14 protein-coding genes are annotated in these 14,885 nt (G+C 71.3%); 3 read left to right on the top strand and 11 right to left on the bottom strand.

Features of this window, described 5'->3' with window-relative positions; all coding sequences use genetic code 11:
• On the bottom strand, window positions 1-1,161 hold the full coding sequence (locus tag ACFYWS_RS24550; RefSeq protein WP_389280130.1) for a steroid 3-ketoacyl-CoA thiolase: 1,161 nt from the start codon (window positions 1,159-1,161) through the stop codon (window positions 1-3).
• A gap of 192 nt (window positions 1,162-1,353) precedes the next feature.
• Entirely contained in the window at window positions 1,354-2,100 is a 747-nt protein-coding gene (locus tag ACFYWS_RS24555) for an SDR family NAD(P)-dependent oxidoreductase (protein ID WP_389280132.1), read from the bottom strand.
• Window positions 2,101-2,280: 180 nt separating this feature from the next.
• Between ACFYWS_RS24555 and ACFYWS_RS24560 the strand changes: the two genes are divergently transcribed.
• On the top strand, window positions 2,281-3,444 hold the full coding sequence (locus ACFYWS_RS24560; RefSeq protein WP_389280134.1) for a Rieske 2Fe-2S domain-containing protein: 1,164 nt from the start codon (window positions 2,281-2,283) through the stop codon (window positions 3,442-3,444).
• Entirely contained in the window at window positions 3,444-3,704 is a 261-nt protein-coding gene (locus tag ACFYWS_RS24565; RefSeq protein WP_389280136.1) for a ferredoxin, read from the top strand. Before ACFYWS_RS24560 ends, ACFYWS_RS24565 begins: the two co-directional genes overlap by 1 nt.
• Window positions 3,705-3,765: 61 nt before the next feature.
• On the opposite strand, the gene ACFYWS_RS24570 is transcribed toward ACFYWS_RS24565, so the two are convergent.
• Genes ACFYWS_RS24570 through ACFYWS_RS24605 form a run of 8 tightly spaced genes read right to left on the bottom strand, consistent with a single transcriptional unit; the run spans window position 3,766 to window position 13,002 of the window.
• Window positions 3,766-5,235: an FAD-dependent oxidoreductase gene (locus ACFYWS_RS24570; protein WP_389280138.1), complete on the bottom strand. Its 1,470-nt coding sequence runs from the start codon at window positions 5,233-5,235 to the stop codon at window positions 3,766-3,768.
• Window positions 5,232-6,161 carry a VOC family protein gene (locus tag ACFYWS_RS24575; protein ID WP_389280140.1) on the bottom strand — a complete coding sequence of 310 codons (930 nt, stop codon included), beginning with the start codon at window positions 6,159-6,161 and terminating at the stop codon, window positions 5,232-5,234. Before ACFYWS_RS24575 ends, ACFYWS_RS24570 begins: the two co-directional genes overlap by 4 nt.
• Before the next feature lie 44 nt (window positions 6,162-6,205).
• Entirely contained in the window at window positions 6,206-7,390 is a 1,185-nt protein-coding gene (locus tag ACFYWS_RS24580; RefSeq protein ID WP_389280142.1) for an acyl-CoA dehydrogenase family protein, read from the bottom strand.
• An 8-nt stretch (window positions 7,391-7,398) separates the two neighbouring features.
• Window positions 7,399-8,448, bottom strand: coding sequence for a 4-hydroxy-2-oxovalerate aldolase (gene dmpG / locus ACFYWS_RS24585; protein ID WP_389280144.1), 1,050 nt, complete (start codon window positions 8,446-8,448; stop codon window positions 7,399-7,401).
• A 20-nt stretch (window positions 8,449-8,468) separates the two neighbouring features.
• Window positions 8,469-9,377: an acetaldehyde dehydrogenase (acetylating) gene (locus ACFYWS_RS24590; RefSeq protein WP_389280146.1), complete on the bottom strand. Its 909-nt coding sequence runs from the start codon at window positions 9,375-9,377 to the stop codon at window positions 8,469-8,471.
• A gap of 48 nt (window positions 9,378-9,425) precedes the next feature.
• Entirely contained in the window at window positions 9,426-10,460 is a 1,035-nt protein-coding gene (locus ACFYWS_RS24595; protein WP_389280148.1) for a 2Fe-2S iron-sulfur cluster-binding protein, read from the bottom strand.
• On the bottom strand, window positions 10,457-12,139 hold the full coding sequence (locus ACFYWS_RS24600) for an FAD-binding protein (protein WP_389280150.1): 1,683 nt from the start codon (window positions 12,137-12,139) through the stop codon (window positions 10,457-10,459). Before ACFYWS_RS24600 ends, ACFYWS_RS24595 begins: the two co-directional genes overlap by 4 nt.
• On the bottom strand, window positions 12,136-13,002 hold the full coding sequence (locus ACFYWS_RS24605; RefSeq protein ID WP_389280152.1) for an alpha/beta fold hydrolase: 867 nt from the start codon (window positions 13,000-13,002) through the stop codon (window positions 12,136-12,138). The genes ACFYWS_RS24600 and ACFYWS_RS24605 overlap by 4 nt, the downstream gene beginning before the upstream one ends.
• Before the next feature lie 243 nt (window positions 13,003-13,245).
• On the opposite strand from ACFYWS_RS24605, the gene ACFYWS_RS24610 reads away from it, so the two are divergent.
• Window positions 13,246-13,818, top strand: a complete 573-nt coding sequence (locus ACFYWS_RS24610; protein ID WP_389280154.1) for a flavin reductase family protein — start codon at window positions 13,246-13,248, stop codon at window positions 13,816-13,818.
• Between the two features lie 31 nt (window positions 13,819-13,849).
• On the opposite strand, the gene ACFYWS_RS24615 is transcribed toward ACFYWS_RS24610, so the two are convergent.
• Entirely contained in the window at window positions 13,850-14,788 is a 939-nt protein-coding gene (locus ACFYWS_RS24615; protein ID WP_389280156.1) for an IclR family transcriptional regulator, read from the bottom strand.
• Window positions 14,789-14,885: the final 97 nt, after the last annotated feature.

The raw sequence follows: 14,885 nt of genomic DNA on the forward strand, positions 1-14,885 counted from the left end.
TCAGATGCGTTCGATGATGGTGGCGGTGGAGTGTGCGCCGCCGGCGCACATGGTGACCAGGGCGGTGGACCGGTCGGTGCGTTCGAGCTCGTTCACGGCCTGGGTGATGAGGCGGGCGCCGGTGGAGCCGACGGCGTGACCGAGGGCGATGGCGCCGCCGTTGACGTTGACCTTGTCCATGTCGGGCTTGTGGACCCGTGCCCAGGACAGCACCACGGAGGCGAAGGCCTCGTTGATCTCGACGAGGTCGATGTCACTCAGCTTCATCCCGGCCCGGCGCAGCACGTGGGTGGTGGCCTCCACGGGCCCGTCCAGGTGGTAGTACGGGTCCGAGCCGACCATGCCGGAGCTGACGATGCGGGCGCGGGGGCGCAGCCCGAGCGAATCGGCCTTCTCGCGGCTCATCAGCAGGACGCCGGCGGCGCCGTCGCTGATCTGGGAGGAGTTGGCGGCGGTGTGGATGCCGTCGGGCAGGACGGGCTTCAGGCCGGCGACCTTCTCCAGCGTCGTGTCCCGCAGGCCTTCGTCGCGGGTGACCCGCACGGTCTGCCCGGTCGGTCCTTCGGGGCCGTGGACCGGCGCGTCGACCTCGATGATCTGCCCGTCGAAACGGCCTTCGGCCCAGGCGGTCGCGGCCTTGCGCTGCGAGGCGACGCCGAAGGCGTCCACCTCGGCGCGGGTGATGCCGCGCTTGACGGCGATCCGCTCGGCCGCGCTGAACTGGTCCGGCATGTCGAGGTCGACATCCTCCGGCATCGGCGAGCCGGTCCCGGGGGTGAGTGCCTGCCCGAGGAAGACCCGGCTCATCGCCTCCACTCCACAGCCGATGCCGACGTCGATCGCACCGGCCTCGATGAGCCCGGCGGTCAGGTGCACGGCCTGCTGCGAGGAGCCGCAGGCGCAGTCGATGGACGTGCAGGCGGTGGTGTACGGCAGTCCGGAGTACAGCCAGGCGCTGCGGGTGACGTTGTTGGACTGCTCGCCGGCCTGGGTGACACACCCGCCGATCACCTGCTCGACCGCGTCCGGCGCGAGACCGGAGCGCTCGATGAGCCCGCGCTGCACATGACCGAGGAGCTGCGCGGGGTGCAGGGTGGACAGGGCGCCGCGGCGCCGGCCGACCGGCGTGCGCGCGGCGTCGACGATGACGGCCTCGGCCATGGTTCTCCGTAGGGGTGAGGCGCTCGCACGGCGGGGCGCGCGAGTCCGACCGGCCGCGGCCCGGGGCGGACCGTGGCTGACGCGCTCGCTCCGGGAGGGGAGCTCCGCGTCACTCTCGAAAATTAGAATTCGTTCTCGTTCGGGGCAAGGTCGAGTCCCACTCAGTGGTCGGCGGCCCGCACGTACCCGCCCTCAGATGTGCGACCCGCCGTCGACCCTGAGTTCGGAGCCGGTCAGGTAACTCCCGTCCCGGGACGCGGCGAAGGCGATCACCCCGGCGATCTGCTCCGGCTCCGCGGCGCCCAGCGGCGGGCGGATCCGCGCGTAGTAGCTGGTGTCGAGATCGTCCGGCAGAACCCGCGGGTCCGCGGTGAGCGGGGTACGCACCGTGCCGGGTGACACGGGCACGACCCGGATCCCCCGGTGCACCATCTCGGCGGCCAGTGACAGCGAGAAGCCGAGGACCGCGCCCTTGGACGCCGCGTACGCGGTCATGTACGGATTGCCGTGCGCGGCCGCGGTGGACGCCACGTTGACGATGACGCCCGTGCCGTCGGGCAGATGGCGCAGCGCCTCGCGGCAGAACAGGGCCGTGCCCACCGCGTTGACGGTGAACAGTTGGTTCAGGTCCTCGACGGTCAGCCGGTCGATCGGGGTGGCGCGGTGGATCCCGGCCACGTTCACGAGGACGTCGATGCCGCCGAGCGCCTCGACGGCCGCGCCCACGGCCTCCACCACGGACGGCTCGTCGCCGACGTCGGCGCGGTGCCCGACGATCCGTCCCGACCCGGAACAGGCCGCCGTCGCGTCGAGCCCCTCCTTCGACAGGTCGACGGCGAAGACCTCCGCCCCTTCCGCCACCAGTCGCACCGCTGTGGCCCTGCCGATGCCGGAGCCGCCTCCGGTGAGCAGGACCCGCACGCCCTCGAACCGATGCATCACGCCACTTCCTTTCCGGGTTCCATGAGCACGGAGCGGCGGACGCTACCGGCGGCGCGCGGCGTGCCCGGACGGCCGGTTCCGGTCAGTGGGACTGGCCGCCGTGCCGCGGCGGGGCCCGGCCTAGCGTCCCGATCGTGCAGACATCTCGCGATCAGGTGGTAAGGGGATGAGTCGAACGTGAGCGCAGTCGAGTCAGAGCACGACGCGGTACGGTCCATCGAGGCCGAGGCGGCACCGACGCGCTTCGCACGCGGGTGGCACTGCCTGGGTCTCGCCGAGAAGTTCAGGGACGGCAAGCCGCACTCCGTGCGGGCGTTCGGGCAGAAGCTCGTCGTGTTCCAGAGCGGTGACGGGGCGCTCCACGTCCTGGACGCCTACTGCCGCCACATGGGCGGCGACCTCTCCCAGGGCACCGTCAAGGGCGACCAGGTGGCATGCCCCTTCCATGACTGGCGTTGGGGCGGTGACGGCCGGTGCAAGCAGATCCCGTACTCCAAGCGCGTCCCACTGCGGGCCCGCACGGCCTCCTGGCCGACGCTCGACCAGGACGGCATGCTCTTCGTCTGGAACGACCCCGAGGGCAATCCGCCGCCCGCCGACGTCACGATCCCCCGCATCGAGGGTGCGACCAGCGACGAGTGGACCGACTGGGTCTGGTACGAGACCGAGGTCGACGCCAACTGCCGTGAAGTCGTGGACAACGTCGTCGACATGGCGCACTTCTTCTACGTGCACTACTCGTTCCCGACGTTCTTCAAGAACGTCTTCGAGGGACACACCGCCACCCAGTACATGCGTGGCTCCGGCCGGCCCGACGCCCGGCCGCAGGAGCAGGACGGCAGCCGACCCAAGACCACCGGCAGCATGTCGGAGGCCACGTACCACGGCCCGTCCTTCATGATCGACGACCTCACCTACGAGTACGCGACCGGCGACGTGAAGTGCGTCCTGATCAACTGCCACTACCCGGTCAGTGCCGACAAGTTCGTGCTCCAGTACGGGATCATCGTCGAGCGCAGCGACACCATGGCAGCCGAGGCGGCCGACCAACTGGCCAAGGGCATGGCCGAGTTCATCAAGCTGGGCTTCGAGCAGGACATCCAGATCTGGAAGAACAAGACCCGGATCGACAATCCCCTCCTGTGCGAGGAGGACGGGCCCGTCTACCAACTACGGCGCTGGTACGAGCAGTTCTACGTGGACGTGGACCAGGTGCGCCCGGAGATGACGGACCGGTTCGAGTTCGAGCTCGACACCACGCGGCCCGTCGAGGCGTGGCAGCGCGAGGTCGACGCGAACCTCGCCCGCCGGGAAACCGCGGCGAAGAGCCCGGCGCTCTGATGCCGCCCACGGACCCCCGGCTCACCGACGGGACGCCGATGAGGCCCCTGTCGTGCACGACGTGCGGCGCCGGCGTGCTGGTACGCAAGAGCAGCTGGCACCAGACCAGCGTCCAGTGGGACGGGGAGGCGCTGCGCCGCTGCGCCGAGCGCCCGGCGGGCCGGTCCGGCTTCCAGGCCTGCGGGGCGCTGACGGCGAGCATCAGGGAAGCCGCCCTGAGCGGGACACTCCCTGTGATCGACGACGACCGGGAGCACTGAAGTCATGGGAGAGGGGCGGGTCCTCGGGACCCGCCCCTCTCCCATGACCACGTTCGCCGGACTACTGGGCCGCGGCCCGCCCCGCCCGGCGCCCGAAGAAGGTGCCGTCGCCCAGCGAGGTGCCGCTCACATATCCCTCGCCGTGGATCCCGGAGGAGGCCCGGCCCGCCGCGAAGAGGCCGGGGAGCGCACGGCCGGAATGGTCCAGGACGCTGCCGTCGACATCGGTGTGCAGGCCGCCGAGGGTGAAGCCGGACAGGCCCGTCCCCTTCCCCTGGTCGCCGCCGGCGAAGCCCTGCTTCGGGTCGATCGCCGCGAAGGGCCCCTTCAGGGGGCGCAACCAGCGCGCGTCCTTGTGGAAGTAGGGATCCTCGCCTCCGTACTCCGCGTGCCGGTTGTACGTGGCGACGGTCGACTCCAGCGCCCCTTCGGGCATACCGAGCACGGCCTCCAGTTCGCCGAGCGTCTCCTCGGCGAACCGCGGCACGACACCCCAGCGTTCGGCCGGCGGCACGGACTCGTAGCCCTCTTCGTCGACGATCACCCAGTACGGTCCCGGCTGGGTGCGCAACGCCGCGACGCTGAACAGGCCGGGGTACACGTCCTCGTTGATGAAGCGCTGTCCGTGGCCGTTGACCAGCATGCCGCGCACCGCGAGCGCGGGCAGGGCGGTGAGGGCGGCCTGGGTGACCGCCATCCGCCGGGTGGCCGCGCCGGCCGCCGCCGCCATGCGGATGCCGTCGCCGTCGTCGAGGCCGTCGCTGACCTTGCCGTGGCCGAGCATGTGGGGCGCGTGGTCGGCCAGCATCTCCTCGTTGTCCACGAAGCCGCCCGTGGTCAGCACCACTCCCCCGCGCGCCCGGTAGGCGACGTCCTCGCCGTAGCGCCGCGCGGTGACACCGACCACCCGGCCCTCGTCGTCCACGATCAGCGCCGACACCCGGGTGTCGGTGTGGCACCGGGCGCCCGCCGCTCGGGCCGCGGCGGCGAGCTTGTCCATCACCAGCCAGCCGCCGTACGACTCGGTGGCGGGCCGGTGTCCGCGCGGCGCCGGGCGGGCCAGTTCGTTGTACGGCCAGGCGTTCTCGCCGAGCCACATCAGGCCGTCGCGCGAGGTGGGCATCCAGGTGGGTGCGTCCCACAGGCTGGGCTCGAAGGTGAGGCCGCGCTCGGTGAACCACCGGAAGTGCTCGGTGCTTCCGTCGCAGTACAGCCGCAGCTTCTCCTCGTCGGCCCCCGGCCCGAGGGCCGCCGTCAGGTAGGCGAACATGTCGTCCGCCGAGTCCTCGAAGCCACACGCTTTCTGGACCGGTGTGCCGCCGCCGAGATACAGCTCGCCCCCGGAGAGCGCCGAGGAACCGCCCGCCGCGCCCGCGCGCTCCAGGACCAGCACGTCGGCGCCCGCCTCCGCCGCCTCGAACGCCGCCGCGGCGCCCGCGCAGCCGAAGCCGACCACCAGCACGTCGACTTCGGCGTCGAAGCGGGGGACGGAGTCCGCTTGGACGGGTGTCACCAGTCCCGCAGTGCTCACTTCGAGGCCTTGGGCGGAGTGAAGGCGGCCAGCGGCTCCGATCCCGACCAGTCGTGGCCCCAGTAGCTGTCCGCGGTGATCTCCTCGGCCGTGTAGTGCGTCTCGTCGACGAGCATGCCCTCGCAGCCGTACTCCAGGTCCCAGCCGCCCGGGGCGCGCACGTAGAACGACACCATCTTGTCGTTGGTGTGCCGGCCCAGCGTGGAGGAGACCGAGAAGCCGAGCCGTCCCACGTTGTCCAGGGCGCGGCCGACGGCGTCCAGGGTGTCCACCTCGACCATCAGGTGGACCATGCCCGGCTCCTCGCCGTGCGGCGCGGGGCAGATGGCGAGGCTGTGGTGGCGCTGGTTGACGCCCATGAACCGGACGCGGCGCGGCGGCGCGTCGGGGTCCTGCTTGCTGATCTTGACGGAGCCGCGCGGCAGGAAGCCGAGCACCTCGGTGTAGAAGGACTCGGTCTCCTCCATGCGCGTGGTCGGCAGGACGACATGGCCCATGCCCTGAGCACCCGTCACGAACCGCTGGGCCAGGCCCGTGAGTACGGGGCTGTGGTCGAGCTCGGGGCCGAAGAACACCTCGACCCGTACCCCGGCCGGGTCGTCGAAGGCGATGCCCCGTTCCACGCCGCGCTCGTCCGTCTCCTTGCGGGAGAGTTCCTTCACGGCGGTGCCCGACGCCTCCACGGCACGGCCGACCGAGGCCAGCGCGAACTGGTCGCGGACCTCCCAACCGACGGCCAGGACCCGGTCGGTGTCGCCCGGCAGGACGACGAGCCGGGCCCGCCGCTCGTCCATCCGCAGGTGCAGGGCGCCGGGTTCGGGCCCTGACCCTTCGGCGAAGCCGAGCGCGTCGACGGTCAGTTCGCGCCAGCGGGCGAGGTCACGGCTCTGGACCCGGAGATAGCCGAGTCCACGGATCTGCGTCATGGAGGATCCTCCTGTTGCGTCGGGGCGGGCCACGTAGGGGCGGGTCAGATCATCGAGCGCATCGGGCCCTGCGGCGGGTCGATGCCGAGTTCGGTCAGCGCCGACGCGTGGTAGACCGACCCGGGTACGTGGATGGCGTGCACGAGCCCGGTGTGCGCGTCGCGCCAGAACCGCTGGATGGGGTTGTCCATGCGCATCGCGTTGCCGCCGGAGCGGGCGACGATCTCGTCGACGGCGCGCACGGCCCGCCAGGCGGCCGCCGCCTGCGTACGCCGCCCCACGGCCCGCCGCTCGAAGGTGACTTCCTCACCGGCCGCCACCATGTCGTACAGCTCGCAGATGTTGGTGAGGAGCGCGGCCCTGGAGGCCGCGATCTCCGCCGCCGCGTCGCTGAGCGCGTACAGCACGTACGGATCGTCCTTGACGGCGCGTCCGGTGATCTGGACGCGGTCGCGCTGGTAGGCGAGGTGGTGGGCCAGGGCGCCCTCGCACATGCCGATGACGGCGGCGGTGATGCCGAGCGGGAAGGCCGCTGAGAACGGCAGGTGGTAGGTGGGGTTGTCGAGCCCGGCCTCCTTGGCGAGGCTGCCGTCGACGACCTTGTCGTACTCGATGACCCGGTGGGCGGGAACGTACGCGTCGCGGACGATCACGTCCTTGCTCCCGGTCCCCCGCAGGCCGACGACGTCCCACGAGTCGTCGACGATCTCGTAGTCGGCGCGCGGCAGGATGACGTGCACGGACCGCGGCGGCGACAGCCGTTCGCCGTCGGCGTCGGCGAGGAAGCCGCCGAGGAAGATCCAGTCGCAGTGGTCGGTGCCGGAGGAGAACTGCCAGCGGCCGTTGAAGACGTAGCCGTCGCCGGACGGCTTCAGCAGGCCCATCGGCGCGTACGGGGAGGCGATCCAGGTGTCCTGGTCCTCGCCCCAGACCTCCTGCTGCACCCGGGGGTCGGCCATGGCCATCTCCCACGGGTGCACGCCGACCACACCGGCGACCCAGCCGGTGGCGCCGTCGCAGGAGGCGATCTTCATGACGGTCTCGGCGAACTCGCGGGGGTGCAGTTCGAGGCCGCCGTGGGTGCGCGGCTGGAGCATCCGGATCGCGCCGGTGTCCTTGAGGAGCTTGGCGGCCTGGTCGTCCAGCCTGCCGAGGGCCTCGTTGGCGGTGCCGAGTGCGCGGATCTCGTCGGCGCGGGCGACGACGGCGTCAAGTACAGGATTGGACACGGGACTTCTCACTTCGCTGCGGGGGATGTGGCGGAGGCGGACCGGGCCGCCAGACCGGCGGCGATCTCGATGAGCTGGTCCTCCTGACCGCCCACGAGCTGGCGGCGGCCGGCCTCCAGGAGGATCTCGGCGCCGGACACCCCGTACCTCGCTGCCTGCCGGTCGGCGTGCTTGAGGAAGCTGGAGTAGACGCCCGCGTAACCCATGGTCAGCGACATGCGGTCGAGGAGGCACTCGCCGTCCATGACGGGGCGCACGACGTCCTCCGCCGCGTCGATGATCTTCAGTACGTCGATGCCGGTGCGGATGCCGAGCTTCTCGGCGACCGCGGCGAACGCCTCGACGGGTGTGTTGCCGGCGCCCGCGCCGAAGCGGCGGGTGGAGCCGTCGATCTGGGTCGCGCCCGCCCGCACCGCGAGCACCGAGTTGGCGACGCCGAGGCCCAGGTTCTCGTGGCCGTGGAAGCCGACCTGCGCGTCGTCGCCGAGTTCCGCGACGAGGGCGGCGATCCGGTCACTGGTCTGCTCCATCACGAGCGCGCCCGCCGAGTCGACGACGTACACGCACTGGCAGCCCGCGTCGGCCATGATCCGGGCCTGCGCGGCCAGCGCCTCGGGCGGCCGGCTGTGCGACATCATGAGGAACCCGACGGTCTCCAGGCCGAGTTCGCGGGCGAGCCCGAAGTGCTGGACGGCGACGTCGGCCTCGGTGCAGTGGGTGGCGATGCGGCACACGGAGGCGCCGTTGTCGGCGGCCTCGCGGATGTCGTCCTGGATGCCGAGGCCGGGCAGCATCAGGAAGGCGATCTTCGCGTTGCGCGCGGTGCGCACCGCGGCCTTGATCAGTTCCTGTTCCGGTGTGTGGCTGAAGCCGTAGTTGAACGACGATCCGCCGAGGCCGTCGCCGTGGGTCACCTCGATCACGGGCACGCCCGCGTCGTCGAGGGCAGCGACCATCGAGGTGACGTGCTCGACGGTGAACTGGTGCTGTTTGGCGTGCGATCCGTCGCGCAGGGACGAGTCGGTGACGCGGATGTCCAGATCGGAGCTGTAGGACATGGTGTGAGGACTCCTCTGGGTCAGGACGCGGCGCGCCGGGAGACGATCCGCCGGGCGAAGCCCTCGCCGACCTTGGTGGCGGCGGCGGTCATGATGTCGAGGTTCCCGGAGTACGGGGGCAGGAAGTCGCCCGCGCCCTCGACCTCCAGGAACACGGCGACCCGGGCGAGCCCGCCGCTCACCTGGGTCGGTTCGTCGAACTGCGGCTCGGCGCGCAGCCGGTAGCCGGGTACGTACGAGGCGACGCTGGCGACCATCTCGTGCACGGAGGCGGTGATCGCGTCCTGGTCGGCGTCGTCGGGGATCGCGCAGAACACGGTGTCCTGCATCAGCATCGGCGGTTCGGCGGGGTTGAGGATGATGATGGCCTTGCCGCGGGCGGCGCCGCCGATGGTCTCGATGCCGCGGCCGGTGGTGCGGGTGAACTCGTCGATGTTGGCCCGGGTGCCGGGGCCCGCCGACGGGGAGGCGACCGAGGCCACGATCTCCGCGTACGCCACGTCGGTGACCCGGGAGACGGCGTGCACGAGGGGAATCGTGGCCTGTCCGCCGCAGGTGATCAGGGAGACGTTGGGGGCGTCGAGGTGCTCGCCGAGGTTGACGGCGGGCACGACGGCGGGGCCGAGGGCGGCGGGCGTCAAGTCCACTGCCTGGATGCCGAGTTCGGCGTACCTGGGCGCGTTGACCCGGTGCACGTACGCGGAGGTGGCCTCGAAGACCAGGTCGGGCTTCTCGCTCTGGGCGAGGAGGGGGTCGACGCCGTCGGCGCCGATGGTCAGTCCCTCCTCGGCGGCGCGTTTGAGGCCGGGGCTCTCGGCGTCGACGCCGATCATCCAGCGCGGTTCGATCGTCTCGGACCTCAGGAGTTTGTACATCAGGTCGGTTCCGATGTTTCCGGAGCCGACGATCGCGGCGGTCGCCTTGGTCACAGTTCCAACCTCATCCCAATCGTGCGGAGTTGACGTGCCGACGCCCGGTCACGCGTCGTAGGTGACGCGCAGCCGGTCGCTGACGGGGAGCGCCTGGCAGGCGAGCAGCAGACCGTCGGCGAGGTCCTCGGCGTCGAGCACTTCGTTGCGCTCCATGACGGCCTCGCCTTCGACGACCACACAGGCGCAGGCGCTGCAGTTGCCCTCGCGGCAGGAGTAGGGGGCGTCGAGGCCCGCGTCGAGCAGCGCGTCGAGGAGCTTGCGCTGCCTGGGCCATGCCACCGTCCGTGTCTCGCCGTCCAGTTGGACCTCGACGGAGCCGGCCGGTCCCTCTTCGGCGTCCGGCTCGGGTTCGGTGACGGCGAAGGGGTCGGCGGTCAGCGAGGTGAACCGTTCGACGGTCACCCGCTGCGGCGGGACGCCGAGCCGGGCGAGCGCGTCGGTGGCCAGGTCCATGAAGGGGCCGGGCCCGCAGACGAAGGCGCGGCGGTCCGTGTAGGGCCGGGCGAGCGCCCGCAGGCCGGAGGGGGTGGGCCGGCCCTGCACCGATTCGAGCCAGTGGACGACGGTGAGCCTGTCCCCGTACTCCCGTGCCAGTGCGGCGAGTTCGTCGCGAAAGATGACGGACTGCTCGTCGCGGTTGGCGTACAGCAGGGTGACCGATCCGGTCCCGGAGTGCAGGCACGTGGCGAGGATCGACAGGACGGGTGTGATGCCGCTGCCCGCGGCGCACAGGAGGAGGTCGTCGTCCAGTGAGACCGGGGTGAACATGCCTGCGGGGCGCAGCACTTCGAGGACGTCGCCCTCGGTGACGTGGTCGCAGATCCAGTTCGACGCGTAGCCGTCCGCCGTGCGCTTGACGGTGACCTTCAGGTGTTCGTCGCGGCCCGGTGAGCTGCACAGCGAGTAGCAGCGGGCGACGTGGCCTTCGCGGTCGGAGGGGACGCGCAGGGTGAGGAACTGGCCGGGCTTGTAGCGGAACTTCTCCGCGTCACCGCTCTCCGGTTCGAGGACGAGCGAGTGGGCGTCGGCCGTCTCCCGGACGACCTTGACGACGCGGACGGTGAGGGGTGTGCGGGTCATCGTGGCTTCTCCTGCGTGGCCGCGGCGTGCCGGGCCGCGAGGTGGCCGAAGACGATGGCCGGGCCGATGGTGGCGCCGGGTCCCGCGTACTCGCCGCCCATCACGGCCGCCGAGGTGTTGCCGGTGGCGTACAGGCCCTCGATGGCCGTGCCGTCCTCGCGCAGCACGCGGCTGTGCTCGTCGCAGACCAGTCCGCCCTTGGTGCCGAGGTCGCCGACCTCGATCCGGACGGCGTAGTACGGCGCCTTGTCGATCACGTCGAGGTTGGGGTTCTTCAGGGTCGGGTCGCCGTAGTAGCGGTCGTAGGCGCTGTCACCGCGGCCGAAGTCGGTGTCCTTGCCGGTCCGGGCGAAGCCGTTGAAGCGCTCGACGGTGCTGGTCAACGCGTCGGCGGGAACCCCGATCAGGGCGGCGAGTCCGGCGACGGTGTCCGCGCGGTGGATGGTCCCGTTGTCGTAGAACGCCTTCGGGAAGGGCATGCCCGGCAGTACCTGCGCGAACGGGTAGCGGGCCCGCGCCTTGGCGTCCATCACGAACCAGGCGGGGACGTGCTTGCCGTCGAGCTGATCGTGTACGAAGTTCACGTAGGGAGACGACTCGTTGGTGAAGCGGTGACCCGAGCCGGAGACGATCACCGACGGGGGGATGCACCGCTCGGAGACCAGCGGGATCGTCGCGCCGGCGGGGTGGTGCACGGACGGCATCCACCAGGCGTCGTCCATGAAGTCGAGGGCGGCGCCCAGGGACTGTCCCGCGAGGATTCCGTCGCCGACGTTCTCGACGGCTCCGGCGCTGTGGATCGGCTGCCCACCGTCCGGCAGGTACTGGTCCCGCATCTCCTGGTTGTGGTCGAACCCGCCGGTGGCGAGGAGCACGCCCCGCCTGGCCCTGATCCGGATGTCCTTGCCCTCATGGGTGGTGACGATGCCGGTGACCGTGTTCGTCCCCTCGTCGACGACGAGCGAGGACATCGGGGTACGCAGCCGCAGCGGCACGCCGGCGTCCTTGAGCGCCATCCGCAAGCGGGCCACCAGGGCCCGGCCGCCGGTCGCCATGTGGCGGCGGCGCACCACGTTCGACGACACCCGCCAGGCGGCGACGACGGAGGCCCAGCGTCCGCGCCAGGTGCGCTTGACCATGGCCAGGTCGCGGTAGTCCTTGGCGGTGATCCAGACACCAAGCGGCCCCTTCATGCTGTTGGGCCGCTGGAACCTCTCGTCCGCGCCGAGCTTGCGGGTGTCGAAGGGCAGCGCCTCGATCGACCGTCCCAGGGGCCGGCCGCCGTCGTACTCGGGGTGGTAGTCGGCGTAGCCCTTGACCCAGAAGAAGCGCATCCAGCGGCTCTTGCCGAGGAGCTCCATCGCGGCCGGGCCGTGGTCGACGTAGGCGTCGAGCCGGGCGGCGGGGACGCGGCCTTCAGTGAGCCGGTCCAGGTAGGTGCGGATCGACGCGCGACTGTCGTCGTGGCCCTCGGCGCGCAGGGTGGGGTTGTTGGGCACCCAGATGCCGCCGCCGGAGATGCCGGTCGAGCCGCCGTACTTCTCGCCCTTCTCGACCACGACGACGGACAGTCCCTCGTCGGCCGCGGTCAGCGCGGCCGCCATGCCGCCGCCACCGCTGCCCACCACGACGAAGTCGTACTCCTCGTCCCACGCGGCGGCCTCGCCGCGGGCGCTCACGACGCGTCCTTGCGGGTCAGGAAGGCGAGCACCGCGCTCTCCCAGGCGGCCTTCTGCTCGATCATCACCCAGTGGCCGCAGTTCGGGAAGACGTGCAGTTCGCCGTCGGGGATGGTGCGCATCGGCACGATGGACATGTCCACCGGGCTGACCCGGTCGTCACGTCCCCAGGTGAGCAGCGTCCTCGCCTTCAACTGGTGCAGCATCGCCCAGTACGGCGGCTCACCGGAGGCGGCCACCGCGGCGGCGCTCGCGGCGAAGGCTTCCCGGGAGTACATGCGACGGGCCCCGGCGAGCGTCTCCGGGTCCGTGGCGTGCGCCCAGCGTTCCTCGATCAGCTCCTCGGTGACCAGGGACTGGTCGTACACCATGGAGCGCAGCCAGCGCACCAGACCTTCGCGGGTGGGGTTCTCGGTGAACTCCATCAGCAGGTTGATGCCTTCGCCGGGGCCGGGACTGTAGAGGTTGCGGCCGACGCCGCCGATGGTGACGAGGCGGCGGACGCGGTCCGGGTGCGCGAGGGCGAAGCGGGTGCCGACGATGCCGCCCATCGAGTTCCCGATGACGTCGACCTGGTCGAGCCCGAGGCCGTCGAGGAAGCGTTCGACGGCGGCGCCCGCCGTGGCCATGGGGTGGCCGTCGGTCGAGTCACTGACACCGAAGCCGGGGAACTCCAGGACCAGGCAGCGGAAGTGCGGCGCGAACGCGGCCAGGTTGTCACGGAAGTTGCGCCATCCCGTGACTCCGGGGCCCGATCCGTGCAACAGCAGCAGCGGAGGGCCTTCGCCGGCCTCGTGGTAGCGCAACACCCCCTCGTCGGTCGCGAGTTCGCGCCGCGTGGAGTCGTGACTCAGTTCCGTCATCATCCCTGCCTCGGTCGACCGTGATCGGTTCCTGGACCGTAGCCAGCGCGCGAGAGCCCGTTCCTGAACGGTCTCGGTCAGCGGGATGCGGTCCGGATGACCCATCGTCCGAACCAGGAGGGGCGCGTGAAAGCCACGGATTCCACTCAGCGGGAACTCGGTCCGGCCCGTTCGCCGGCTGTCCTACGGTCGGCCCGTGCCCGGCCGGGCACCTCCGCCGCAGCGCCCAGCCGAGGTGAACCCATGACCGCCCAGTCCGTGACCCCGCCCGAGACCGAGGCCATCCCCTGGGCACCCACCCCGGCGCGGATGAGGCAGACCCTCGGCGCCTTCGCCACCGGGGTCACCGTCATCACCGGGACCGGACCGGGCGGCGCCCCCGTCGGCTTCGCCTGCCAGTCCTTCGCGTCCGTCTCGCTGGATCCGCCCCTCGTACTGTTCTGCGCCGACCACCGGGGCCGCGCCTGGCCGCTGATCAGGGAGTCGGGCCGCTTCACCGTCAATGTTCTCGCCGACGGTCAGTCCGATGTGTGCGCGCGGTTCGGTTCCAGCAGGGGCCGCAAGTACGAGGGGCTCGAGTGGGAGGTGTCCCGCTGGGGCACACCGTCCCTGCCCGGCGCCCTCACCCGGGTGCACGCAGAGGTGCACGACGTGCGGGCCGCGGGCGACCACGACGTGGTGATCGGCCGGGTGCTCGGCCTGGATCCGGTGGGCGAGGGCCTCCCCATGCTCTTCTTCCGGGGCGGATTCGGCGTCGACGACCCGACGACCGCGGAGGTCACGGGGCCGTGGGGGTGGGGGGACCGCTGGGGGTGAGGGCCTCCCGGCCGCGACGCCGACCGGTCGGCTACCGCCAGTCCCCGCCCCCGTACTGCCCCGCCATCACGAATCGGTCCATGGCGCTCGGTGACCAGGTCTCCTGGAAGCCGGAGACGACGGACTCGGACTCGAACTCGGACACGACACTCTCCCGCGCACGAGACGCCCCGGCCGTCGGCGGGAACAGCTCGGCGGACACCCGGCGCGCCGCCTCCGCCACCAGGGGGGCGCCCCGCTCCAGTGGCGTCGTCGCCTCCCCGACCAGGGACATGGCCGCCACAGGCCCCTCGGGTCCCCGGATCGCCGCCGCCACGCAGGAGATCGCGGGGAAGCACTCCCCGCGTTCGTAGGCGAGGCCGTGGCGCCCTCGAATCCGGTGGAGTTCCTGGTGCAGTGTGCTCAGATCGGCGATCGTGCGCTCCGTCCTGCGGCTGATGGTGCCCTCGGCCCGCGCGTCCACCTCCTCGGGGTCCAGCCAGGCCAGCATCGCCTTGCCGAGCGCGGTGGAGTGTGCGGGCGCCCGGCCCCCGACCCGGGAGGGCACCACGGTGGCGAACCGGCCTCCCACCTTGTCGAGGTAGTGCACGTCCGCGCCGTCGAGCACGGCCAGGTGGACGACCATGCCGGTCCTCATCTGCAAGTGGTGCAGGTGGTCGGCGGCGGCCTCCCGCACCCGGCTCTGGGTGCCGTCCCCACCACCGAGTCCGAGGGCCCGTCGGCCGAGCCGGTAACTGCAGTCGTGGTGCTCCAGCCAGCGCAGCCGCACGAGTTGGTCGAGGATCCGGTGGGTCGTCGACCGTGGCAGGCGCGTGCGGCGGGCCACGTCCTCCAGCGATCTGCGGACCGTGCTTCCGTCGAACGCGTCCATGATCAGGGTGATGCGCTCGGCCATCGACGGCGGGAGCTCACGGCAGGCGGACCCGGCACGGACGGACAGGTCCACGGGGACACCTTCGGCGACCGACATGGGGGCCTCCAGCTCAAGACTGAAATGAATTCTTGTTTTCTGGAATGTAACAGCGCCGCGTGGCTCGTGGAAGGCGCGCGCACGGCCTCTTTGCCGG

This window comes from Streptomyces sp. NPDC002795 (assembly GCF_042888725.1).
Classification (GTDB): Bacteria; Actinomycetota; Actinomycetes; order Streptomycetales; family Streptomycetaceae; genus Streptomyces.

Bases quoted from the DNA above. Each gene is read 5' to 3' on its own strand.
- ACFYWS_RS24550 (WP_389280130.1), bottom strand. From the start codon at position 1,161: ATGGCCGAGGCCGTCATCGTCGACGCCGCGCGCACGCCGGTCGGCCGG.
- ACFYWS_RS24615 (WP_389280156.1), bottom strand. From the start codon at position 14,788: ATGTCGGTCGCCGAAGGTGTCCCCGTGGACCTGTCCGTCCGTGCCGGG.
- ACFYWS_RS24565 (WP_389280136.1), top strand. From the start codon at position 3,444: ATGCCGCCCACGGACCCCCGGCTCACCGACGGGACGCCGATGAGGCCC.
- ACFYWS_RS24555 (WP_389280132.1), bottom strand. From the start codon at position 2,100: ATGCATCGGTTCGAGGGCGTGCGGGTCCTGCTCACCGGAGGCGGCTCC.
- ACFYWS_RS24595 (WP_389280148.1), bottom strand. From the start codon at position 10,460: ATGACCCGCACACCCCTCACCGTCCGCGTCGTCAAGGTCGTCCGGGAG.
- ACFYWS_RS24575 (WP_389280140.1), bottom strand. From the start codon at position 6,161: ATGACGCAGATCCGTGGACTCGGCTATCTCCGGGTCCAGAGCCGTGAC.
- ACFYWS_RS24610 (WP_389280154.1), top strand. From the start codon at position 13,246: ATGACCGCCCAGTCCGTGACCCCGCCCGAGACCGAGGCCATCCCCTGG.
- dmpG (WP_389280144.1), bottom strand. From the start codon at position 8,448: ATGTCCTACAGCTCCGATCTGGACATCCGCGTCACCGACTCGTCCCTG.
- ACFYWS_RS24605 (WP_389280152.1), bottom strand. From the start codon at position 13,002: ATGACGGAACTGAGTCACGACTCCACGCGGCGCGAACTCGCGACCGAC.